Source organism: Halorussus halobius (genome assembly GCF_004765805.1).
Classification (GTDB): Archaea; Halobacteriota; Halobacteria; order Halobacteriales; family Haladaptataceae; genus Halorussus; species Halorussus halobius.
Genome location: NZ_SBIU01000003.1, coordinates 1 through 21,863, shown reverse-complemented (window position 1 = coordinate 21,863; position 21,863 = coordinate 1). Strand labels below are relative to the sequence as shown.

Annotated in this window: 19 protein-coding genes; 15 read left to right on the top strand and 4 right to left on the bottom strand. The window is 69.0% G+C overall.

The window, feature by feature from the left end; translation table 11 throughout:
* Positions 1-188 precede the first annotated feature (188 nt).
* The 9 genes from EPL03_RS06835 to EPL03_RS06795 all read left to right on the top strand — a co-directional run bounded on the left by EPL03_RS06835 (position 189) and on the right by EPL03_RS06795 (position 13,184).
* Positions 189-1,334, top strand: a complete 1,146-nt coding sequence (locus EPL03_RS06835) for a carboxylate--amine ligase (RefSeq protein ID WP_210424927.1) — start codon at positions 189-191, stop codon at positions 1,332-1,334.
* 195 nt (positions 1,335-1,529) lie between these two features.
* Positions 1,530-2,894, top strand: coding sequence for a phosphopentomutase/phosphoglucosamine mutase (locus tag EPL03_RS06830; RefSeq protein WP_135828614.1), 1,365 nt, complete (start codon positions 1,530-1,532; stop codon positions 2,892-2,894).
* 110 nt (positions 2,895-3,004) lie between these two features.
* Positions 3,005-4,192, top strand: coding sequence for a BMP family lipoprotein (locus EPL03_RS06825; RefSeq protein WP_135828613.1), 1,188 nt, complete (start codon positions 3,005-3,007; stop codon positions 4,190-4,192).
* Between the two features lie 169 nt (positions 4,193-4,361).
* Entirely contained in the window at positions 4,362-5,918 is a 1,557-nt protein-coding gene (locus EPL03_RS06820; RefSeq protein WP_135828612.1) for an ABC transporter ATP-binding protein, read from the top strand.
* Positions 5,915-7,267, top strand: a complete 1,353-nt coding sequence (locus tag EPL03_RS06815; protein ID WP_135828611.1) for an ABC transporter permease — start codon at positions 5,915-5,917, stop codon at positions 7,265-7,267. The genes EPL03_RS06820 and EPL03_RS06815 overlap by 4 nt, the downstream gene beginning before the upstream one ends.
* Positions 7,264-8,307, top strand: a complete 1,044-nt coding sequence (locus EPL03_RS06810) for an ABC transporter permease (protein WP_135828610.1) — start codon at positions 7,264-7,266, stop codon at positions 8,305-8,307. Before EPL03_RS06815 ends, EPL03_RS06810 begins: the two co-directional genes overlap by 4 nt.
* Positions 8,308-8,810: 503 nt before the next feature.
* A complete protein-coding gene (gene cdd, locus EPL03_RS06805; protein WP_135828609.1) occupies positions 8,811-9,197 on the top strand; it encodes a cytidine deaminase in 387 nt (128 codons plus the stop codon).
* A 133-nt stretch (positions 9,198-9,330) separates the two neighbouring features.
* Positions 9,331-10,989, top strand: a complete 1,659-nt coding sequence (locus EPL03_RS06800; RefSeq protein WP_210424926.1) for a type II/IV secretion system ATPase subunit — start codon at positions 9,331-9,333, stop codon at positions 10,987-10,989.
* Complete coding sequence (locus tag EPL03_RS06795) at positions 10,989-13,184, top strand: type II secretion system F family protein (RefSeq protein WP_135828608.1); 2,196 nt, start codon at positions 10,989-10,991, stop codon at positions 13,182-13,184. Before EPL03_RS06800 ends, EPL03_RS06795 begins: the two co-directional genes overlap by 1 nt.
* Before the next feature lie 36 nt (positions 13,185-13,220).
* Here the strand turns inward: EPL03_RS06795 and EPL03_RS06790 are convergent, their stop codons facing one another.
* Positions 13,221-13,784, bottom strand: coding sequence for a DUF7344 domain-containing protein (locus EPL03_RS06790; protein ID WP_135828607.1), 564 nt, complete (start codon positions 13,782-13,784; stop codon positions 13,221-13,223).
* Between the two features lie 164 nt (positions 13,785-13,948).
* Here EPL03_RS06790 and EPL03_RS06785 point away from each other — a divergent pair, with 164 nt between their 5' ends.
* The 4 genes from EPL03_RS06785 (at position 13,949) to EPL03_RS06770 (ending at position 17,183) form a co-directional block, all read left to right on the top strand.
* Positions 13,949-15,763 (top strand): S9 family peptidase, encoded by a 1,815-nt coding sequence (locus EPL03_RS06785; protein WP_135828606.1) that lies wholly within the window; start codon positions 13,949-13,951, stop codon positions 15,761-15,763.
* Between the two features lie 218 nt (positions 15,764-15,981).
* Positions 15,982-16,239 (top strand): AbrB/MazE/SpoVT family DNA-binding domain-containing protein, encoded by a 258-nt coding sequence (locus EPL03_RS06780; protein ID WP_135828605.1) that lies wholly within the window; start codon positions 15,982-15,984, stop codon positions 16,237-16,239.
* The gene (locus tag EPL03_RS06775) at positions 16,236-16,658 is read left to right on the top strand and encodes a PIN domain-containing protein (RefSeq protein WP_135828604.1); all 423 of its coding nucleotides are present in this window, start codon (positions 16,236-16,238) and stop codon (positions 16,656-16,658) included. Before EPL03_RS06780 ends, EPL03_RS06775 begins: the two co-directional genes overlap by 4 nt.
* Before the next feature lie 60 nt (positions 16,659-16,718).
* Positions 16,719-17,183 carry a DoxX family protein gene (locus EPL03_RS06770; RefSeq protein ID WP_368277069.1) on the top strand — a complete coding sequence of 155 codons (465 nt, stop codon included), beginning with the start codon at positions 16,719-16,721 and terminating at the stop codon, positions 17,181-17,183.
* Positions 17,184-17,573: 390 nt separating this feature from the next.
* Here EPL03_RS06770 and EPL03_RS06765 read toward each other — a convergent pair whose 3' ends face one another.
* From EPL03_RS06765 to EPL03_RS06755, 3 genes are all read right to left on the bottom strand, one after another.
* Complete coding sequence (locus EPL03_RS06765) at positions 17,574-18,623, bottom strand: NAD(P)-dependent glycerol-1-phosphate dehydrogenase (RefSeq protein ID WP_135828602.1); 1,050 nt, start codon at positions 18,621-18,623, stop codon at positions 17,574-17,576.
* A 94-nt stretch (positions 18,624-18,717) separates the two neighbouring features.
* The gene (locus EPL03_RS06760; RefSeq protein ID WP_135828601.1) at positions 18,718-19,383 is read right to left on the bottom strand and encodes a hypothetical protein; all 666 of its coding nucleotides are present in this window, start codon (positions 19,381-19,383) and stop codon (positions 18,718-18,720) included.
* Positions 19,384-19,523: 140 nt separating this feature from the next.
* Positions 19,524-20,513 carry an NAD-dependent epimerase/dehydratase family protein gene (locus EPL03_RS06755; RefSeq protein ID WP_135828600.1) on the bottom strand — a complete coding sequence of 330 codons (990 nt, stop codon included), beginning with the start codon at positions 20,511-20,513 and terminating at the stop codon, positions 19,524-19,526.
* A 199-nt stretch (positions 20,514-20,712) separates the two neighbouring features.
* On the opposite strand from EPL03_RS06755, the gene EPL03_RS06750 reads away from it, so the two are divergent.
* The gene (locus EPL03_RS06750; RefSeq protein ID WP_244605216.1) at positions 20,713-21,471 is read left to right on the top strand and encodes a GNAT family N-acetyltransferase; all 759 of its coding nucleotides are present in this window, start codon (positions 20,713-20,715) and stop codon (positions 21,469-21,471) included.
* A 64-nt stretch (positions 21,472-21,535) separates the two neighbouring features.
* Positions 21,536-21,787 (top strand): UPF0175 family protein, encoded by a 252-nt coding sequence (locus EPL03_RS19870; RefSeq protein ID WP_168216203.1) that lies wholly within the window; start codon positions 21,536-21,538, stop codon positions 21,785-21,787.
* Positions 21,788-21,863 lie beyond the last annotated feature (76 nt).

Sequence of the window (21,863 nt, the reverse complement as noted above, 5' to 3'; positions counted from 1 at the left end):
GCTCCTCGTACTCGGCCGCCCGTGACCTCCCGAGCTAGCGCGGAGACCCGGTCCCGTCCGGCCGCAGGCGAGACGCCGGTCGGCGGTAACCTTAAGCTTCGATGCGTCGTTCGTTTCGCGGTATGCGCGGGAATGGACGGGGGCAGTCGGCGTTGATACCGCACGGAGGGACGCCCGGGTATCAGTGCGTGCGTTCGCTGGGAAAGCGGGGAATCAACACGGTCTTGGGCGTCGACGGGACGTCGACGTCGGAAGCGACGTCTCGGTACTGTGGGGAGACGGTGCCCCTGGAGTTCACGCGGGAGGACTTCACGGCCTACAAGGAAGCGCTGCTGGAGCTCGCGGCCCGACCGGACGTCCGGACGATTCTCCCGGTCTGGGAGGAGACGGTGTTCGCGTTGTCGCGGTACTACCAGGAGTTCGCCGACCACGTCGACCTCGCGGTTCCCGACTTCGAGCGGCTCCGAAACGTCCACGACCGCGTCCGACTGGTCGAGGCCGCCGAACGCGCTGGCGTTCCGGTTCCGGAGACGAAACTCCTCACCGACGTCGAGGAGTGGGATCGCAAGCTGCTCGTCAAATCTCGGTACAACCTCCTCGCGAGCGAGTACGTCGATTCGTATCCGCCGAACCGAACCGGGACCGCCGACCTGGTCGAACACCTCCGGGAAGGGGAGAAACCGGACGTCGACCGACTCGTCGCCGAGATGGACCACGTCCCGATCGTCCAGGAGTTCGTGCCGTGGACGGACGAGTACATGGTCGGCGCTATCTGCGAGCACGGCGAACCGCTCGCGACGATACAGCTCCACCAGGTTCGGGAGGACTCGTACACCGGCGGGGGCGGGGTCTACCGGCGGTCCATCTACGACCCGGAACTCGACGACGTCGTGTGCGACCTGCTCGCGGAACTCGACTGGCACGGGCTCGCCTGCGTCGAATACATGGAAGACGCCGAGACCGGGGAGTTCAAGCTGACCGAGATCAACCCCCGAATCTGGCAGTCGATCGGACCCACCGTGAGAGCGGGCATCGACTTCCCGTACTACTACTGGCTCCTCGCGGTGGGACGGCCCGACCTGATCGACCCCGACTACGAGACGGGCGTCGGGAGTCACCTGCTGAAGGGTGAAGTCGCGCACCTGAAGAGCATCCGAAACGACGACTCCCCGTACGTCGAGCGGCCGAACCTCTACGCCGCCATGGGGGACGTGGCGCTCTCGTGTCTCAGAGAACCGCGGTTCGATATGCTCCGATTCGACGATCCCGGCCCGTTCGTCCACGGCGTACAGTCCGGGCTTCGACGACGAATCGAGTCGCGTCGAGCCGAATGACCGCCGCCGTCCGCCGTGGTGCGTCTCTCGGGCGGACCGACTCGGACGGGTCTCGGCCCGCCCCGACAGCGACACCTTCGACCGGGCGAATCACCGACGTCGCTCCGGTCTCTGTGCGGTGTCGAGCGGGCCAGGTCGGACATCGCTCGCGCCGAATCGCGGAAAGCTAAGTGTCCGGCACCCCGAACTCGGGGCATGGACCTCTTCGGAACTGCGGGGATTCGCGGCGACGCGGTCGAGACGGTGACGCCGGCGCTGGCGCTGGCGGTCGGGCGGGCGGCCGGCCGCGACGGCCGGGAGTTCGTGGTGGCCCGCGACGGCCGGGAGACCGGCCCCGCGCTGGCGGCCGCGATGGAGGCCGGACTGGAGAGCGCCGGGGCCGACGTCCGCCGGGTGGGCCGGCTCCCGACCCCCGCGCTGGCGTTCGCCTCGCGGGGTCGTCGCGGCGCGATGCTGACCGCGAGCCACAACCCGCCGACCGACAACGGCATCAAACTGTTCGTCGACGGCGAGGAGTACGACCGCGAGGCCGAGCGGGCGGTCGACCGCCGCGTCGAGGCCGACGACCCGCCGGTGGCGTGGGACGAGTGGGGTCGCGGCGAGCGCGCGGACGTCCTCGACGACTACCGGGCCGCCGTCGCCGACTACGCCCGCCGGCACGGCGCACCGCTCGACGGCCTCCGGGTCGTGGTCGACTGCGGCAACGGGATGGCGTCTGTCGCAACGCCGCAGGTGCTCCGGGAACTCGGCGCGACGGTCGTCACGCTCAACGGCAACGTCGACGGGCACTTCCCCGGCCGCGAGAGCAAGCCCACGCCCGAGACGCTCGCGGACCTCCGGGCGTTCGTCCGCGAGGACGCCGACGCCGACTTCGGCATCGGTCACGACGGCGACGCCGACCGCATCGTACTCGTGGACGGCGACGGCGAGGTCGTCCACGAGGACACCGTGGTCGCGATGCTGGCGGCCCACTACACCGAGCGGAGCGAGGCCGACGACCCCGTGGTGGTGACGACGCCCAACGCCTCGGGGCGCATCGACGAGCGGGTCGAGGCCGCCGGCGGCCGGGTCGAGCGCGTCCGACTCGGCGCGCTCCACGAGGGCATCGCGGCCGCCCGCGAGGACGGCGACGAAGGGATCGAGGTGGTCTTCGCGGCCGAACCGTGGAAGCACGTCCACACCCGGTTCGGCGGCTGGATAGACGGCGTGACCAGCGCGGCCGTCGTCGCCCGACTCGTGGCCGACGCCGGCGGACTCGCGCCCCTCCGCGAGCCCGTGACCGAGCGACCCTACCGCAAGGTCAGCGTCTCGTGTCCCGACGAGGCAAAAGAGCGGGCGATGGCGCGACTGGAGACCGCCGTGCCCGAGCGGTTCCCCGAGGCGTCGGTCGCCACCGAGTACGGCGTCCGGGCGACGTTCCCCGACGGGTCGTGGGTGCTGGTCCGGCCCAGCGGCACCGAGCCGTACATCCGCGTCTACGCCGAGAGCGGCGACGTCGAGCAACTGGTCGCCGAGGCGACCGACGCCGTCGAAGAGGCGGTCGCGGCGGTTCGCGTCTGACGCGGTTCCCGCCCTCGCGAGCGTCGTCGTCGGTTCGACGGTGGCTGCGCTTCCCCCGAAGCGACGGTTTTATAGAGTACTATTGAGCCCTTTGGAGTAGCATGTCCGATATGGACGAACGGCGGCGACAGCTACTGAGAGTCGGCGGTGCGGGGCTGTTCGGAACGGGACTGGCGGGTTGTCTCGGCGGCGGAGGCGACGGGAGCGAGACGACCACCGAGGGGTCCGGCTCCGACGACGAGACCGAATCGGGCGCGGACGCCGACGACGGCGGGGAGACCACCGACGCCGAGGGCGACGAGACCACGGCGTCGTCCGACTCCATCGACGTCGGGATGGTGTACGCGACCGGCGGGCTCGGGGACAACTCGTTCAACGACATGGCCCACCGGGGCGTCCAGGACGCCGAGTCCGAGTACGGCGTCTCCTACCAGAACGCCGAACCCGAGAGCCAGAGCGACGTCGAGTCGCTCCAGCGCCGGTTCGCCCAGGGGAGCGACTACGACCTGGTGTGTTGTATCGGGTACGTCCAGACGAGCGCGCTCGAAACCAACGCCGAGCGCTTCTCCGACCAGCGGTTCATGCTGGTCGACTCCGTCGTGGAGCGGGACAACGTGTCGAACTACACCTTCCTCGAACACCAGGGCTCGTTCCAGGTCGGCCACCTCGCGGGCCTGCTCACCCAGCAGGACTTCAGCGCGGGCGCGGGCGAGACCACCGACGACGCGATACTGGGCTTCGTCGGCGGCGAGGAGACGCCGCTCATCAAGCGCTTCGAGGCCGGCTACCGGGCCGGTGCGGCCCACGCCAGCGAGGACGTCGAGGTGCGGTCGGCGTACGCGGGCGCGTACAACGACCCGGGGACGGGCCAGTCCATCGCCAACTCCATGTACGACGAGGGTGCCGACATCGTCTACCACGCCGCAGGTGGCACCGGCAACGGCGTGTTCCAGGCGGCCCAAGAGCAGGGCCGCTACGCCATCGGGGTCGACGCCGACCAGTCCCAGAGCCTGCCCGAGTACAGCGACGTCATCCTCGCCAGCATGGTCAAGCACGTCGACGAAGCCGTCTTCCAGTCGGTCGCAAACGTGGTGAACGGGGAGTTCGACGGCGGCGGGGTCAACGAACTCGGCCTCGAACAGAACGGGGTCGAGGCGGTGTACGGCCAGCAACTCGGGTCCGAAATCCCCGACGAGGTCAAATCCGCGCTCGACGAGTCCCGCGAGGCCATCGTCGCGGGCGACATCGAGGTTCCGACTCGACCCGGCGAGGTCGGCGCGACCACGACCGACCGGTAGGTCGGGACCGCCGCGACGTCGGTCGCTCGGGCCCGAATCGCCTCGGATTGTTTCCACCGCGGAAGCGCCCGAATACGCGGGATTCAGTCGGTCGAAAACGTATTCCAGCCGAGAGACGCCCGCCAAATCCGGGCCGTTTAAGCGGGGGCATCGAGAACACCGACCAAAGATGAGCGTAGCCGTCCACCTCGAGGGAATCACCAAGCGATTCCCCGGGGTCGTCGCCAACGACCAGGTCGACCTCGAAGTCGAGGAGGGGAGCGTCCACGCCCTCCTCGGGGAGAACGGTGCGGGCAAGACCACGCTGATGAACGTCCTCTACGGGCTCTACCAGCCGGAGGGCGGCACCGTCCACCTCCACGGGCGACCGCGGGAGTTCGACACGCCACGCGACGCCATCGACGCGGGCGTGGGCATGATACACCAGCACTTCATGCTCGTGGACACGCTGACCATCGCCGAGAACATCGCGCTCGGACACGAACCTCGCAAGTGGTTCGGGCTCGCGATGGACCGCGCCCGGGCCGACCGCGAGGTCCGCGAGCTGGCCGACCGCTACGGCTTCGACGTCGACCCGGAGGCCCGCGTCGAGGACGTCAGCGTGGGCGTCCAGCAGCGGGCCGAGATTCTGAAGGCGCTGTACGGCGGGGCGGACGTGCTCATTCTCGACGAGCCGACCGCCGTCCTCACGCCCCAGGAGGTCGAGGACCTGTTCGGCGTGTTCGAGGAACTCGCGGCCGAGGACAAGACCATCATCTTCATCACTCACAAGCTGGGCGAGGCGATGGACGCCGCCGACGACATCACGGTGTTGCGGGACGGGCAAAACGTCGGCACCGTGGACGCCGACGACACCACCCGCGAGGAGCTCGCCGAGCTCATGGTGGGTCGGGAGGTCCTGCTCGAAGCCGACAAGGAGCCGGCCGACCCCGGCGACGTCGGCCTGTCGGTGTCGGACCTCCGGGTCACCGACGACCGGGGCGTCGAGCAGGTCGGGGGCGTCGACCTCGACGTCCGCGAGGGCGAGGTGTTCGGCATCGCCGGGGTGGACGGCAACGGCCAGTCGGAGCTCGTGGAGGCCATCACCGGCCTGCGGACGCCCGAGACCGGCGCGGTCGAGCTCGCGGGCCGGGCGGTGACCGACCTCTCGCGGCGCGAGCGAATCGAGGCCGGGATGGCCTACGTCCCCGAGGACCGCCAGAAGCGCGGGCTGGTGATGGAGTTCGACCTGGTGGAGAACGGCCTGCTCGGGAGCCAGCACACGCGGGAGTTCGCCGAGGGCGGACGCATCGACTGGGCGCGGACCCGCGACCACGCCGAGGAGGTCATCGAGGAGTACGACGTGCGACCCCGCAACGCCGACGCCGACGCCGAGTCGCTGTCGGGGGGCAACCAGCAGAAGTTCGTGGTCGGTCGGGAGTTCGCCCGCGACCCGGAAGTCGTGGTCGCGTCCCACCCGACTCGGGGGGTCGACGTGGGGAGCATCGAGTTCATCCACGACCGCATCCTCGACCTCCGGCGGGCGGGCAAGACGGTGCTTTTGGTCTCCTCGAAGCTCGACGAGGTCCAGCAGCTCTCGGACCGGCTCGGGGTGCTGTACGAGGGCGAACTCGTCGACGTGGTCGACCCCGACCGCGTGACCGAGGAGGAACTCGGCCTGCTGATGGCCGGCCAAATCCCCGAGGACGCGCCGAGCATCGCCGACGCTCCCGGGGGTGAGCCATGAGCGAGGCCGGCGAGACGGGGCCGGACGACGAGCCGAGCGGCCCGGATTCGGACGACTCGTGGCGCGACCGGGCCGACCGCACGCTCGGACGACTCGTCGACGCCTCGGCAGCCGAGCGCATCCTCATCAGCGTCGCGGCGCTCGTACTCTCGGTGCTGGTCGGCGCGCTCGTCATCCTCGTCTCGGGGCTGCTGGCGACCTGCGACTCGCCGTTCTTCGCGGTCCCGGGCGTGGGCTCGTTCTGCTACGACCCCGTCTCGGTGTACTACGTCCTCTTCCAGGGCGCGGTGTGGCCGCCGTACAACGTCGCGGTCACGCTCAAGGAGACCACGCTGTTGCTGTTCACCGGCCTGGCGGTCGCAGTAGCGTTCCGCGCGGGGATGTTCAACATCGGGACGCAGGGTCAACTCGTCCTGGGCGCGCTCGCCACCGCGCTGGCGGTGCTGTGGGTCGCGCCGTTCGTCCCGGCCGGGCTCGTGGGGTCGCTGGTCCTGATTCCGTTCGGTCTGCTCGTCGGCGCGGTCGCGGGCGGCGTGTGGGGCGCGATTCCCGGCGCGCTCAAGGCCTACGCCGACGCCAACGAGGTCATCACGACCATCATGCTCAACTTCGTGGCGACCGGCGTCGCGTTCACGCTCGTCTCCGAGGTGTTCAAGGACCCCGAGAGCCCGACGGTCCAGACCCGGGCGCTCCCCGAGTACGCCCAGCTCCAGCCGGTGTTTTTCGACACCACGGTCTTCTCGATATTCGCGCTGCTCATCGCGCTCGCGTTCGCGGTCGGCATCTACTGGCTGCTCAACGGCACCGCGTTCGGCTACGACCTCCGGACCAGCGGCGTCCAGGCGGAGGCCGCCGAGTACGGCGGGGTCGACTCGAAGCGGATGATGGTGTCGAGCATGACGCTGTCGGGCGCGCTCGGTGGCCTCGGCGGCGCGGTGTACGTGATGATGGTCGCCGGCTACTGGCAGAACGGCATTCCGTCGCTGGGTTTCGACGGCATCACGGTCTCGATCCTCGCGGGCAACAACCCGCTCGGCGTGGTGCCGGCCGCGCTGCTGTTCGGCGCGCTGAAGGGCGGCAGCCTCGCAATCGAGTTCCAGCTGTCGGTCCCACAGCAGTTGGTCGGCGTGCTGCGCGGGCTGGTCATCCTGTTCGTCGCCATGCCGGAGTTCTTCCGGATGATAGGCAAGCGGTTCCGGTTCGGCGAGGGAGAACCCAGCGTGGCCACTGACGGGGCCGGCGGCCCGGTTCGTCACGACGACGGCGTTGACGACCCGGTCGCTCGCGGCGACGACGGGGCCGGCGGGACGCCCGATTCTACCGACGACGCGGGAGGTGACCGCCGATGAGCTACGCCGACTCGCGGGGCCGCCGGTGGTTGGTCGCGCTCGTCCTCCTCGTCGCCGGCGTCGCCGCGCTCCAGTTCGTCTCGCCGTTCGTCGGCGAACTCGTCCGCATCGTCGACGCGAACTACCTGCAGGCGGTCCTGCGGCTCACGGTCCCCATCGCGTTCGCGGCGCTCGGGGGCATCTTCGCCGAGAAGAGCGGCGTCATCAACATCGGCCTCGAGGGCCTGCTCATCATCTCGGCGTTCACCTCCATCGCGGTCGCGGGCCTGCTCGGCGGCGGTTCGCCCACCCAGCCCCAACTGTGGATCGGCTTCTGGGTGGCGGTGCTGGCGAGCGTGCTGTTCGCGCTGCTGTTCGCGGTCGTCTGCATCGAGTTCAAGGCCGACCAGATCATCGCGGGGCTAGCGGTGTGGCTCATCGCGCTCGGACTCGCGCCGTTCACCAGCAACGTCATCTGGGGCCAGGTCAACAGCCCGCCCATCGGGACGCTCGACGGCTGGACGCTCTCCGTTCCGTTCACCGACGTCGTCCTGTTCGCGGCCAGCCCGCCGGTGTTCATGATGCTCGTCTCGGTCCCGCTGGCGTGGTACGCGCTCAACCGCACCGCGTTCGGCCGGTGGATAGAGGCCAGCGGCGAGAACCCGAAGGCGCTCGACACCGTGGGCGTCGACGTCCGGAAGGTCCGGTACACCGGCGTCCTGCTCTCGGGGTTCTTCTCGGGACTCGGCGGCGCGGGGCTGGCGCTCGGCCGCGTCGGTCAGTTCATCGGCGGCGGCGAGACGATGATAAGCGGCCGGGGCTGGATCGGCATCGTGGCCTACCTGTTCGGCAACTACAACCCGCTGGGCGCGTTCGGTGCGTCGTTCCTGTTCGCGAGCCTCGACGCGCTCCAGATTCGGCTCCAGCAGGTCGGATACAACGTCCCGAGCGAACTCATCGGCATCATCCCCTACCTGACGGTGGTCGTGGTGCTGGCGTTCGTCGGCCACACCCGCACGCCCTCGGAGGCCGGGGACCACTACGAGTCCGGCGAGGAGTGACCGGCCCACCTCGGCGCGCGCAGGCTCGTCGGAGCGTGTCCCTGACGGTGGCGGGGCGCGCTCGTGCGCCCCGAGGCTGGGGCGCGTGAGGCTCTCGCGGCCCGGTGCCGTGCGGTCCCCGTCCCGTGCGGATGCGGTGGCAGTCCCGTGCGGATGCGGTCGCGGTGCGGTTTCCCCTCGACCTCGGCGACGGTTTGCCCCTCTCGATTCCCGCCGTCGCGTGGATGCCGTGGAGTGTCGTCACTTCCGACGCGTGGGATTGCGGGAGCGACGGTCGACGGAAGCGTTGGCGCAGCCCTCTCGGGTTAGTCGGACTGGCGGTCGCGGGGTCGTCGACTGCGCCGGCTGACTCGCCGGCGAGCTGCCCGCGACCGCACGAGGCGTCCAACCCTGTTTCGCCCCGCTCTCGTATTTAAAGGTTCACCCCGCGAGCGTTCCGGTGTCTTTCTGTGGTCGATGGTTCCAGACGAGAGATATTTGACGGTGCCCTCCAAGTATCGCACATGGACGACCTCATCGACGCCGCCCGCGAAGTGCAGGCCGACGCCCACGTCCCGTACTCCGACTACCCTGTCGGCGCGGCGCTCCGGACCGCCGACGGCACGGTGTACGTCGGGTGTAACATCGAGAACGCCAACTACAGCAACAGCCTCCACGCCGAGGAGGTCGCCGTCGCCGAGGCCGTCAAGGAAGGCCACCGCGAGTTCGCGGCGCTGGCGGTGAGTTCCGAGCGCCGCGACGGCGTAACCCCCTGTGGGATGTGTCGCCAGACGCTCGCGGAGTTCTGCGACGACGACCTGCGCGTCGTCTGCGACGCGGGCGAGGGGGTGCGCGAGTACACGCTCGGCGAACTCCTGCCCGACACCATCAGCGAGGAGATGCTGGACTGACCGGGCGCATCGACCCGGCTCCAAGCGCCGTCCCGTTCCGCGACTCGTCTGACCGGTGATTTAAGTACTGGCGACGAGACGTGGTGCGTGAACTGACGCACGCAGGGAGTGCCGCGAGCATCGAACGCCACCCATGTCACAGTCACCCCTGTCCGAGTGGACCGACGAGGTTCGGGTTCGCGTCCGGGAGTTCGAGCGCACGCTCCGCCGGACCGTCGAGGTACTCCGCGGGTCGTCGGTCGACGTCGGCGAGTACGACCCCGCCGCACACGAGCCGCTGGTGTCGTTCTCCGGACTGGTCGGGTTCGAGGAGGTCGACCGCTACTGGGTGAACGCCCCGTTCGCGTTCGTCTCGATAAACTACGACGACGTGGAGAACGAGCACCGCTACCACGTCGTCGAACCCGACCTCGACGACCTCGAAGCCGAACTGCTCGACCGGCTGTTCGAAGACGTCCGGGACTCGCTGGTCAGTCGGCGAGCGTCCGGGGACGCGACCGCGGACGGCGCGGACCCCGAGGCGGTGTTGAAGGCCGAACTCCGCGACCTGCTGTCGGTGTACGGCGTCGAGGTCGACCCCGCGAGCTTCTACCGGCTGTTCTACTACCTCTACCGGTCGTTCCAGGGGTTCGGCAAGCTCGACCCCCTGATGGCCGACCCGCACATCGAGGACATCTCGTGTGACGGCTACGACCTGCCGCTGTTCGTCTATCACGACGAGTACACCGACATCGAGACCAACCTGACGTACGGCCAGACGGAGCTCGACAACCTCGTGGTCAGGCTGGCCCAGCAGTCGGGCCGCCACGTCAGCATCGGCGAGCCCGTGGTCGAGACCACCCTGCCCGACGGCTCGCGCGCGGAACTCGCGCTCGGCGAGGAGGTCACCCCGCGCGGGTCGGCGTTCACCATCCGGAAGTACGCCGACGAGCCGTTCACGCCGGTCGACCTGATACAGTACGGCACCTTCAACCTCGACCAGATGGCGTACCTCTGGCTCGCCATCGAGAACAACCGGTCGCTCATCTTCGCCGGCGGGACCGCGTCGGGTAAGACCACCTCGATGAACGCCATCTCGATGTTCGTCCCGCCGCGCTCGAAGGTGCTGACCATCGAGGACACCCGCGAGCTGGCGCTGTACCACGACAACTGGCTGTCGTCGGTCACCCGCGAGCGCCGGGGCGAGAGCGCCGACATCACGATGTACGACCTGCTGCGGTCGGCGCTGCGCCACCGCCCGGAGTACATCGTCGTCGGCGAGGTGCGCGGCGAGGAGGCGATGACGCTGTTTCAGGCGATGAACACGGGCCACACCACCTACTCGACCATGCACGCCGACTCGGTCCAGACCGTCATCAACCGGCTGGAGAACGAGCCCATCAACGTGCCCCGGGCGATGATACAGAGCCTCGACATCCTCTCGGTCCAGACGCTCACCTACGTCGGCGACGAGCGCGTGCGCCGCAGCGACGTCATCGCGGAAATCGAGGGCATCGACCAGCGCACCGGCGACCTCGACTACTCCACGACGTTCTCGTGGCGGGCCGCCGACGACTCGTTCCGACAGAACGACAGCACCATCCTCGACGAGATACAGTCCGAGAAGGGATGGTCGCGGGCCGAACTCCTCGAGGAGCTCCGGAACCGAAAGCGCGTCCTCCGGTACCTCTGCGACCAGGAGGTCACCGACTACCGACGGTTCACCGCGATGATAAACGAGTACTACGCCCACCCCGAGCGCGTGCTGGACACCATCGAACTGGACGACGGGGTCACGACCGGCTTCGACTGATGCTCTGGCTCGTCCCGCTCGCGCTGGTGGCGCTCGTGTTGGTTCCGGTCGCGTTCGCGCCGGTCTCGCGCCGGTTCGACCACTTCGTCACCCGGGTCGCGCTCGCCGGGTTCGGCGACTGGGTCACCGACCACGGCAGAAACCGCGACGCCCGCCGGACGCTGCTCCAGTCGGTCCACGCCCGCGAGACCTACCGGATGTTCGCCTCGAAGACGCTGCTGTACACCGGCATCGCCGCCATCGCGGGCAGCGTCCTCGGCGTGTATCTGGTCGCGGGCGGGCTGGCCATCCTGCGTATCTCGCCCGAGACGATGCGCGAGGTGCTGCCCGGTCAGCTCAACTTCCTCGCGGGCCTGCTCGTCCTCCCCGACCTCTCTGCGGGGCAACTGTTCGTCATCCTGCTGGCCAGCAGCGCCACCCTCGGCGTGGCGTCGGCCGGGGTGACCTACTGGCTGCGCTGGGAGAACCTGAGCTACCGGGCGAACGCCCGCGAGCGCCAGATAGACGAGAGCCTCGCGCGCACGGTGGCGTTCGTCTACGCGCTCTCCCGGAGCGGGATGGCGTTTACCGACGTGTTGCGCACCCTGTCGCGCAACCGGGACGTGTACGGCGAGGCGGCAACGGAGGTGTCCGTGGCCGTGCAGGCCATGGACTACGGCGGGCTCGACATGCTGACGGCCATCGAGCGCCTCTCCGAACGCACGCCCAGCGAGAAGTTCGGCGAGTTCGCGGACAACCTCGCCAGCGTCCTCCAGAGCGGCCAGAACGTCTCGGCGTACCTCGACGGCCAGTACGAGCGCTATCAGGAGGACGCCGAGGCCCAGCAGGAGTCGTTTCTCGAACTGCTGGCGACGCTCGCCGAAGCGTACGTCTCGGTGTTCGTGGTCGCGCCGCTGCTTTTCATCACCATCCTCGTCGTGATGGGGCTGATGGCGCTTGGCGACACGCTGGACCTGCTCCGGGTCATCGCGTACGTCGCCATCCCGCTGGCGACCGTCGGGTTCGTCGTCTACCTCGACAGCATCACCGAGTCGCTGAGCGCCTCGCGGAGCGACCGCGACGTGACCCTCGCGGCCGCGTCGCTGGCCGGCGTCCGGCGGACCGGCGACCCGGACTCCGAGCGCGCCGGAATCGAGCGGCCCGAGGACCTGGCCGCGGTGCGCTCGGACGGCGGCGAATCGGTCGCGGACGCCGACCCCTCGGCGGCCGACGCGGGACCGAACGACGGCGCGGGGTCGGCCTCGGCCGGCGGGGGCGTCGTCAACTTCGAGCGCCTCGACGTCTTCGAGCGCGTGCACTGGCTCCGCGAGTGGCTGACCGACCCCGTCAAGACGCTCCGGGACGACCCCGACGTGGTGCTGTACGCCACGGTCCCGCTGGGCCTGCTCTCGGTGGTCGTCCGCGCGTGGCCCCACCTCACGGCCGGGACGGTCACGCCGCGGGTCCTCGACGACTTCGTGGTGCAGGCCGCGCTCTTCGTCCTCGTCGCGTTCTCCGTGGTACAGGAGCTCCACCGGCGACGCATCGCGGCCATCTCGGCCGCCGTCCCCGACTTCCTCGACCGACTGGCCAGCACCAACGAGGCGGGCATGTCGATCATCGAGAGCCTCGGTCGGGTCAACCGGAGCGACCTCGGCGCGCTCGACGACGAGGTCGCGAAGCTGTGGACCGACGTCGAGTGGGGCGTCGACGCCGAGACCGCGCTCTACCGGTTCGAAGACCGCATCGACACGCCCATCATCACCCGCGTCGTCACCCTGCTGGCCAACGCGATGCACGCCAGCGGCAACCTCTCGCGGGTGCTCCGCATCGCGGCCGACGACGCGCAGGACACCCGCCGACTCGAACGCAAGCGCCGCCAGGAACTGATGACCTACAACGTCATCATCTACCTCTCGTTTCTGGTCTTCCTCGTCATCGTGGTGTCGCTCGACAGCATCCTCATCCCCAACCTCCCGACCGGCGTGAGCATGCCCGCCGGCGGGAGCCAAATCGGCGTGAGCGGACCGATAGGCGGCATCTCGGACGTGAACGTGGACGCCTACACCCTGCTCTTCTTCCACACCGCGCTGATACAGGCGGTCTGTTCCGGCCTGGTCGCCGGCCAGATGGCCGAGGGGAGCGTCCGGAACGGGGCCAAGCACGCCACCGTCCTGCTGACGGTCGCGTACGGCCTGTTTCTCGCCCTGCCGTGAGCCGTCCCGGGCGCTCGGCCGGACGCGACGCGGCGCTCACTCGTCGAGTTCGAGGATGAAGTCGGGCGCGGCCTGATTCGCGCGCCGCCGCCACCGCCGGAGGTCGTAGGTGTGACCCAGCGCCGTCGCGCCGAACGCGACCACGACCAGCAGGCCGTACTCCGTGCCCGAGAGCGGCCCGAGCGGGGACACCCCGGCCCGGACCGTGGCCAGCGCGAGGAGGCTCACGGCCGACAGCGCGAGGTAGAGGTGGTGCCACGGGACCGAGGCCTGCGGGTCGCTCGCCAGTCGGAGGTCGAGGTTCGCCGCACGCTCGGTCGGCGACACCAGTCCCCGGTCGGCGTCGTAGTCCAGGACGCCGGCCGCCTCCAGTTTCGGGAGGTGAGTCTGGTGGAGCGCGCTGTACACCGACTTGCGCTGGCTGGGCGACACCTCCGGGACGGTCGCGTCGTTCTCCCACGCCGCCACCTGCTCGGCGAGCGGTCCCAGTTCCACGGGGCCGCCGTACCGCTGGAGGTAGTAGAGGACGTACCGGCGACGCAGGTTCTTGACGGCGTCGAACACCTCCTCGCGGGACGGTCGCGTGCTCCGGGAACTCATTACCGAACCAGCGTGACGGCCGACGCGGGCATAAACCGCTCTCACCGTTCACCGACCGCTCCGACGGTTCACGCTTTCAACCGAAAATTGTGCCCGACGGCACAGGGGAAACTTCCCGTTCCGGAGTCCAAAGGGCTATCCCGTTCGGATTGGAACCAGTTCCCATGCCGACCTACGACTTCGAGCGCTATCTCAACGTTCGGGCCGCCCACGCGCCGTCGTTCGGCCCGGACGGCGAGCGGGTCTCGTTCCTGATGGACACCACGGGCGTCCCGCAGGTGTGGCGGCTCGACGACCCCCGCGAGTGGCCGACCCAGCTCACCTTCGAGGAGGACGCGGTGAGCTTCGCGTCGTGGTCGCCCGAGCGCGACGAACTCGTCTTCGGGATGGACCAGGGCGGCGACGAGCGCACCCAGCTGTTCCGGCTCGACGGTGACGGCGAGACCGTCACGCCCCTCACGGACCGCCCCGACGCCATCCACTACTGGGGCGGCTGGAACGCCGACGGGTCGAAGTTCGCGTTCGCGTCGAACCGCCGCGACGAGTCGGTGTTCGACGTCTACGTGCAGGGCCGCGACGAGCGCGGCGACGACGCCGAACTGGTCCACGAGGGCGACGGCTGGCTCTCGGTCGTCGGGTGGAGCCCGGACGACCGCTATCTGGCGGTCCGGGAGGCCCACTCCAGCTTCGACACCGACCTGTACGTCCTCGACCTCGATACCGGCGACTTCGACCACGTCACGCCCCACGAGGGCGACGTGCGCTACTCGTCGGTCAACTGGGGTCCCGACGGCGACGCCCTCTATCTGGCGACCGACGCCGACGCCGACACCAAGTACCTCGCCCGGCTCGACGTCGACACCCGCGAGCTCGACGTGGTCGAGGACGGCGGGGAGTGGAACGTCGAGACGGTCCGGGTCGACGAGGACACCGGCCGGCTGCTCGTCGGCCGGAACGTCGACGGCTACTCCGAGCTGACCCTCGGCGAACTCACGGGCCCGGCCGACTACCGGGAGCTGTCCGCGCCCGAGTTCCCGGGCGGCGTCGTCGGCGGCGGGTCGTTCGACGACGACGCCGAGCGCGTCGCCGTGACGGTTACGGGCAGCACCGAGAACGCCAACGTCTACGTGGTCGACGTCGAGACCGGCGCGGTCGCGCGCTGGACCGACGCCTCGACGGCGGGCCTGCCCGAATCGTCGTTCGTCGCGCCCGAACTCGTCCACTACGAGACGTTCGACGGCAGGGAGATTCCGGCGTTCTTCTCGACCCCCGACGACGTCGAGGGCGGCGAGCAGGACGGAATCCCCGTCATCGTGGACATCCACGGCGGCCCCGAGGGCCAGCGCCGCCCCTCGTTCCGCGCGACCAAGCAGTATTACCTGAATCGGGGGTACGCCGTCTTCGAGCCGAACGTCCGGGGGTCGGCGGGCTACGGGACAGCCTACACCCATCTCGACGACGTCGACAAGCGCATGGACTCGGTGGCCGACCTGAAAGCGGGCGTCGAGTGGCTTCGGGACCGCCGCGAGGTCAACCCCGACCGAATCGTGGCGCTCGGTGGCTCGTACGGCGGGTTCATGGTGCTGGCCGCGCTGACCGAGTACCCGGCGCTGTGGGCCGCGGGCGTCGACGTCGTCGGCATCGCCAACTTCGTCACGTTCCTCGAAAACACCGGCGACTGGCGGCGCGAACACCGCGAGGCCGAGTACGGGAGTCTCTCCGAGGACCGCGAGTTGCTCGAATCCATCAGCCCTATCAACAACGCCGAGAACATCGCGGCCCCGCTGATGGTGCTCCACGGCGCGAACGACCCCCGCGTCCCGGTCGGCGAGGCCGAACAGATCGCCGACATCGCGGCCGAGCAGGGCGTCCCCGTGGAAAAGCTCATCTTCGAGGACGAGGGCCACGGCTTCTCGAAGCTCGAAAACCGCATCGAGGCGTACACGGCGGTCGCGGACTTCCTCGACGAACACGTTTGAGGGACGGCGTTCGCCGGAGACGTCCGAATTCGACCGCCGGTAGGGCGTGCCTAACCGGATCAAGCGCCCATTGGTTGGCGATGAGTGCTCGGACGAGCTGCAGCCCTCGCTCCGGCTAAATCCCGCTTTTCTCGCCGGTGGTGGAGCCGACTTCGGAGTGGCCGAGCGGATGGCGAGCGCGGAAAAACGCTTTAGTACTACAGGCAGTAATACTCAGTATGGGCGAAACCACCCGGATCACCCGAAAGGGTCAGACGACCATTCCACAGGAGTTGCGCGAGGAGTACGGACTCGAACCGGGAGATACGGTCGTCTGGGAGGACACCGACGACGGAATCGTGGTCAAAAAGCACGACCGCACCGAGGCCAGAGGACTGCTCGCCGGTGAGATGAGCGAGGACGAGCGACGCGCGATTGCGGAGGAACTCGGGGCGGAGATACGTTCGAAGCGCGACGAGGAGTGGACCGTCGAATGAAATCGTACACCGTCGACTCGGTCGCGCTCCTCCACTATCTACTCGACATCCTGCCGGACCGAGCGTCGGGCATAGTCAAGCGAGCCGAATCCGGAGCGGTGCGACTCGAAGTACCGGCCATCGTCTTGGTCGAAACCGCGTTCATCCTGAAAAAACGCGACGAGATACGGGGGACCGACGTCCGGGACGTTTCCGAACCGGCGGACGTCGAAGCCGTTCTCGCGACGATAGAACGAGGGTCGCCGCTCGAACTGGTCGAAACCGGATACGACGAAGTTCGCCGCGTCACCCGACGGATGGACTCGTTGTCCATCCACGACGCGATGATAGTCGCCAGCCACGAGACCCGAAATACGGACGCGATACTGACGACCGACGGGGCAATCGAGGACGGGGACGCGCCCACCGTCTGGGACTGACGCGGAGCAGGTCCGAACGCGGCGAACAGACGTAAGTCGCTGGCCGGGCTACCGTGGTCCGTGCAACTACGTCAGAGCGAATCCACCGAGCGCCTCGCGGAAACCGCAGAGCGCGCGGTCGAGACGGTCCGGGACGAGTCCGGAACCGACGTCGACTCGACCGCGTTCAGACTCGCCCGCCTGCTGTACGGCGGCGTGCTGGCGTTCATGGCGACCGACAACCTCCGGAACAGCGAGCAAATGGTCGGGTACGCCGAGAGCGAGGGCGCGCCGATGGCCGAGACCACGGTGCCGGCCATCAGCGGGACGTTGCTGTTCGGCGGGCTCGGGGTCGCCCTCTGGAAACTGCCGCGTCTGGCGGCGGGTGCGGCCGCGACGTTCTTCGTCTCCATCACGCCGGTCATGCACGACTTCTGGGCGATAGACGACGCCGAGGAGGCCCAACAGCAGCAGATTCACTTCCTGAAGAACGCCGCGCTGCTGGGCGCGGCGCTGGCGTTCCTTCGGGTCGCCGACGACGAGTAGCGATAGGATTCCCTCGCTGCGGTGGGGTTGTGGTCACGGTCGCGGATGCGGATGCGGTAGTGGTCGCGGATGCGGTAGTGGTCGCGGTGCTGTGCGGTGTCCCCTAGGCTCAAGCAGTAGCTAGCTTCGCGTCGGTGTCGACTCCGGAGTCAGTTCCGAGCGAACTACTGCCGAGGCCTATGAGAAACCGCACAGCACCGCGAGAGCCTCACACCTCCCCAGCCTCGGGGCGCACGAACGCGCCCCGCCACCGTCGGAGACACGCTCCGACGAGCCTGCGCGCGCTTCGCTTGCGCAGACCTCGCACGGGCTGGCGCGCTCACGAGAGAGCGCGCCAGCCCGCGCCGAACCGGAACGTGAGGCCGGCGCGCAGCGACCCGAAGCGACACCTCAGATGACGCCCGTCGTCTCGGCGGCCTCGACCGCCGCCGCCTCGTTCATCCCGTTGCCCAGAATCGTGTAGCGGTCGCGTATCTCGTGGGCCGAGGTCAGCGCCTCGATGACCGTGTCGTCGTCGACGCCGAGTTCGGCCGCCGTGGTCGGCGCGCCGATGGTCGCCAGCGCGCCTCGGACGCCTTCCCAGTTGCCGCCGTGGAGGTACTCGGCGATTATCGTGCCCACGCCGACCTGATGGCCGTGGAGCGCGGCGTCGGGGACCATCCGGTCGAGCTGGTGGGAAAAGAGGTGTTCCGCGCCCGAGGCGGGCCGCGAGGAGTCGGCGATGGACATCGCCACGCCCGAGGAGACCAGCGCCTTCACGACCACCCACGCCGACTCCTCTAACCCCTGCTTGATGGAGTCGGCGTTGTCGACCAGCATCTCGGCGGTCATCTCGGCCAGCGCGGCGGCGTAGTGGGAGTACTCGACGTTCTGGAGCCGGTTGGCCAGCCGCCAGTCCTCGACCGCGGTGTAGTTGCTGATGATGTCCGCACAGCCCGCCGTGGTGAGCCGCCACGGCGCGTCGGCCAGAATCTCGGTGTCCGCCACGACCGCCAGCGGCGGCGCGGCCGCGACGCTGTGGCGGGTGTCGCCCTCCGGCACCGACCCCCGGCCCGAGACGATGCCGTCGTGGCTGGCGGCGGTCGGCACCGAGACGAAGCCGGTTTCGAGGTCGTGGCTCGCCATCTTGGCGACGTCGATGGCCTTCCCGCCGCCGACGCCGACGAGGTAGCCCGCCTCGGCCTCGCGGGCCACCTCGATGACGCGCTGGACCGCCTCGAAGCTGGCCGTCTCGATCTCGACCAGCGCGGGGTCCTCGCCGGCCGCCTCGAAGTCGGCCGCCACGCGGTCGGCCGCCACCTCGCGGGGCGTCGGGCTGGTGACCACCAGCGGCCGCCCGTGGAGGTGGAGCTCCGACACCGCCTCGACCGTCCGGTCGAGGACGCCGTGGCCGACCACCACGTTGCGCGGGAGCCGAATCCACGTCGACTTGTCGAACATACTCACCAGTCTCTCGCGGGCGGGCAAAACAGTTTACCTCTCCGGGAGGGCCGGCCCGCGGCTCCCCGTCCCGCTCTGGGCGCACGGAGCGAGCCTACTCCCGGAGCGTCCCCCGCGACGAACCCCACCCGGCGTCGCTCGACTGCCGCGTCGGTCGGAGCGCGTGGCGCACCGCCAGCAGGTGCTTGACGAACGTCACGGCCGCTAGGACGAGCAGGCCCACAAAGGCGGCGGGCGAGAACGGCGGCACCGGCGCGACCCACGCCGGGACGGGGACGGTGCCGGTGACGACGAGGAACCACGCGGTCGCACCCGCCGCCTCCAGCACCGCGAGGCCGATGGTCGCGCGCTGGACGAGCGAGCCGAGCAGTCGCCGCCCTCGGACCGCGCTGTCGGCGACCGAGTGGCGGGGCACGAGCGCGGCCGCGAGTCCGACCCCGGCGGCAACGATTCCCGCGAACCCGTCGGCCGACTGGACCGCCGCGAGCCAGCCGACCCACAGCGCGGTCCCGACCAGCGCCAGCGCCGCCACGGTCCGGGCCGGAATCGGACGACCCCAGCCGTTGACCGTGACGTAGGACAGCAGGCCGGCGACCAGCATCCCGGCAGCGAGCGCGCCCACGCCCACCGCCAGGCCGGCCGACGCGGGTGGCGCGTCGATCGCGATGCCGAGCCAGACCGACAGCGCCGTGACCTCGACCGCCGTCAACAGGAGGACGCCGACTCCCCGGACCGTCACCAGGATGGCCTCGCGTATCATCGCCGAACCCCGTCGAGCGGCGTTCGACCGCGATGCGTCCGCGACATGGACCACCGTAGGTCCGGAGCGGTGTTTGTTATCAGCTACCTGAAACCGGTAGCGCGCCCCTGCGAGCGGTTCCGGATGAGATTAACGGTGACTCACACCGTGTCCAGCACGCCCAGCACGCGCTCCTCGGCGTCCCGGCCGGGGTCGTAGTCGCTCCCGTCGCGGTCGCTGTCGAGGTGTTCGTCGACCGTGTGGGCCATCGCCTCGTCGAGCGGGGTCGACTCCCACCCCAGCGCGGCCAGTTTGTCGGTGTCGAGGACGTGGGGGTAGTCCCGATACAGCACGAAGTCGTCGGGCGAGAGGTCCGCCGCCGCGAGTTCGCGCTCGCCCGCGTGGACCACGTCGACGGAAGTATCGAGCGCGTCCGCGACGAGGTCGACCATCTCGTCGATGGTGACCACGCGGCGGTCGCCGACGTTGTACGCCTCGCCCGGGGTCCCCTCCTCGGCGACGACCCGGAGCGCGCTCGCCACGTCCTCGACGTAGGCGCGGTGCCAGAGGTTGTCGCCGTCCCCCGGCACGACGATTCGGTCGTAGTTGGCGACGCGGTCTATCCAGTAGTCGAGGCGTTCGGTGTAGTCGTGCGGGCCGTAGACGATGCAGGGGCGGACGCTGTGGGCGTTCACGCCGCGCTCGGCCGCCTCGAACACCGCGCGGTCGCCCTCTGCCTTCCGGTTGCCGTAGGTCTCGCCCGAGTCGTCGACGGCCTGCTCGTCCGTGCAGGGCCGCAACGGCGTCTCGCCCTCGCGCTTCGGCACCTCCTCGGCGTCGTAGGCGTCGCCGCTGGAGATGTAGACGTAGGCGTCGACGTCCGAGAATATCTCGGTCGCGGTCCGAACCTCGCCGGGCTCGTAGGCCACGCAGTCGAAGACGGCGTCGGGTTCGACCGACAGCTTCGCGGCCTTCAGGGCCGACTCGTCGGTCCGGTCGCCCTCGACGCGGTCGACCGCGTCCTCCTCGGCGAAGGGGTCGTCGTGGTTCCCGCGATTGAAGGTGGTGACGTCGTAGTCGTGTGCGAGCAGTTCCTCGACGAGGTGGCGACCGATGAATCGCGTGCCGCCGACGACGAGTGCGGAGTCCATGTCGCCGGAATGGCCGCCCGACAGCAAAACGCTACCGAAGCCGGACGGGGCTTCCGGATGCATCGCTCGCCAATCGAAATCCCCGAGTTGCGACGTTCGTGTCGATTTTCGAGATATACTCGACTGAACGTCCAATTACCCGCCAATTTTCCCGAATCGGGTGCAACGCTTATCAGTGAGAACGTGGTAGGACGGGTCCATGGGTCAGAGCAAGGCCGAGTCCGACGGCATCGAAATCCGCGAAGCCGAGTCGGGGGACGCCGAGGGGATTCGGAGCGTCGCGCTCCAGTCGCTCCGCGCCTCCTACGACCACGTCCTCGACGACGGAGAAATCGAGGCGGCGGTCGACAACTGGTACGGCGGGGACGCCCTCGACGCCGAACTCGCCGAGGAGGGGATGGTGTACGTCGTCGCGGTGGCCGGCGACGAGGTGGTCGGCTTCTCCCAGAGCCTCGTCGCGGACGGCACCGGTACCGTCCTCTGGCTCCACGTCGACCCGGACGACCGCGAGCAGAACGTCGGGAGCACGCTGCTGAACCACACGCAGGCGACCCTCTCGGAGCGCGGCGTCGACCGCATCGCGGCCGAGGTGCTGGCCGCCAACGAGCGCGGCTGTGGCTTCTACGAGGCCAACGGCTTCGAGAAGGTCAGCGAGCGCGAGACGACCATCGGCGACGAGACGTACGTCGAGAACCTCTACGTCCACGAGGGACGGGTGAAGTACGAACCCCGCGAGTTCGAGGACCGGACCCTCTACGTCAACTGGGCCGAGAGCGAGCGCGGGTCGGACGCGCCGTTCTACGCGGCCTACACCGACGAGGACGGCGAGGAACTCTACGGCTGGTTCTGCTCGAACTGCGAGAGCTTCGACACCGCGATGGACTCGATGGAGCGACTGGAGTGCAACGACTGCGGCAACCAGAAGAAGCCGGTGCGGTGGGACGCCTCGTACCTGTAGACTGTTGTCCACCCCGCTTTTATTAGCCCGAGACGGTACTGGGGACACTGAAGCTACTCAGTCCATGAGCGAAATCAAGCGGGATATCGACCTCCTTCGGCGGTCCGGACGGTTCGCTTCGGAGGAGGAGTTTCTGGAGGAGGCGTTCCGCGCGCTCCTCGACAAACGCCCGGAACTCCGGGTCGAACTCGCGGTCGAACGCTACAAGACGGGCGACGTGAGCCTCAATCGCGCGGCCGAAATCAGTGGCCTGAGATATGACTACGGTACGTGTTTACCCCGAGGTCTCAACAACCGGCACAGTCTGCTCTCGTGAGATCATTTCGTTGTCGTGGACAACCCGCGTAAGTTCCTCGTATGGGTTGCGTCCCTGCTGGCGCCACGTCGCCAGC

Coding starts and splice junctions, on each gene's coding strand:
- EPL03_RS06765 (WP_135828602.1), bottom strand. CDS start 18,623: ATGTTCGACAAGTCGACGTGGATTCGGCTCCCGCGCAACGTGGTGGTC.
- EPL03_RS06790 (WP_135828607.1), bottom strand. CDS start 13,784: ATGAGTTCCCGGAGCACGCGACCGTCCCGCGAGGAGGTGTTCGACGCC.
- EPL03_RS06785 (WP_135828606.1), top strand. CDS start 13,949: ATGCCGACCTACGACTTCGAGCGCTATCTCAACGTTCGGGCCGCCCAC.
- EPL03_RS19870 (WP_168216203.1), top strand. CDS start 21,536: ATGAGCGAAATCAAGCGGGATATCGACCTCCTTCGGCGGTCCGGACGG.
- EPL03_RS06755 (WP_135828600.1), bottom strand. CDS start 20,513: ATGGACTCCGCACTCGTCGTCGGCGGCACGCGATTCATCGGTCGCCAC.
- EPL03_RS06825 (WP_135828613.1), top strand. CDS start 3,005: ATGGACGAACGGCGGCGACAGCTACTGAGAGTCGGCGGTGCGGGGCTG.
- EPL03_RS06750 (WP_244605216.1), top strand. CDS start 20,713: ATGGGTCAGAGCAAGGCCGAGTCCGACGGCATCGAAATCCGCGAAGCC.
- EPL03_RS06815 (WP_135828611.1), top strand. CDS start 5,915: ATGAGCGAGGCCGGCGAGACGGGGCCGGACGACGAGCCGAGCGGCCCG.
- EPL03_RS06760 (WP_135828601.1), bottom strand. CDS start 19,383: ATGATACGCGAGGCCATCCTGGTGACGGTCCGGGGAGTCGGCGTCCTC.
- EPL03_RS06800 (WP_210424926.1), top strand. CDS start 9,331: ATGTCACAGTCACCCCTGTCCGAGTGGACCGACGAGGTTCGGGTTCGC.
- EPL03_RS06810 (WP_135828610.1), top strand. CDS start 7,264: ATGAGCTACGCCGACTCGCGGGGCCGCCGGTGGTTGGTCGCGCTCGTC.
- EPL03_RS06775 (WP_135828604.1), top strand. CDS start 16,236: ATGAAATCGTACACCGTCGACTCGGTCGCGCTCCTCCACTATCTACTC.
- EPL03_RS06820 (WP_135828612.1), top strand. CDS start 4,362: ATGAGCGTAGCCGTCCACCTCGAGGGAATCACCAAGCGATTCCCCGGG.
- EPL03_RS06795 (WP_135828608.1), top strand. CDS start 10,989: ATGCTCTGGCTCGTCCCGCTCGCGCTGGTGGCGCTCGTGTTGGTTCCG.
- cdd (WP_135828609.1), top strand. CDS start 8,811: ATGGACGACCTCATCGACGCCGCCCGCGAAGTGCAGGCCGACGCCCAC.
- EPL03_RS06830 (WP_135828614.1), top strand. CDS start 1,530: ATGGACCTCTTCGGAACTGCGGGGATTCGCGGCGACGCGGTCGAGACG.
- EPL03_RS06780 (WP_135828605.1), top strand. CDS start 15,982: ATGGGCGAAACCACCCGGATCACCCGAAAGGGTCAGACGACCATTCCA.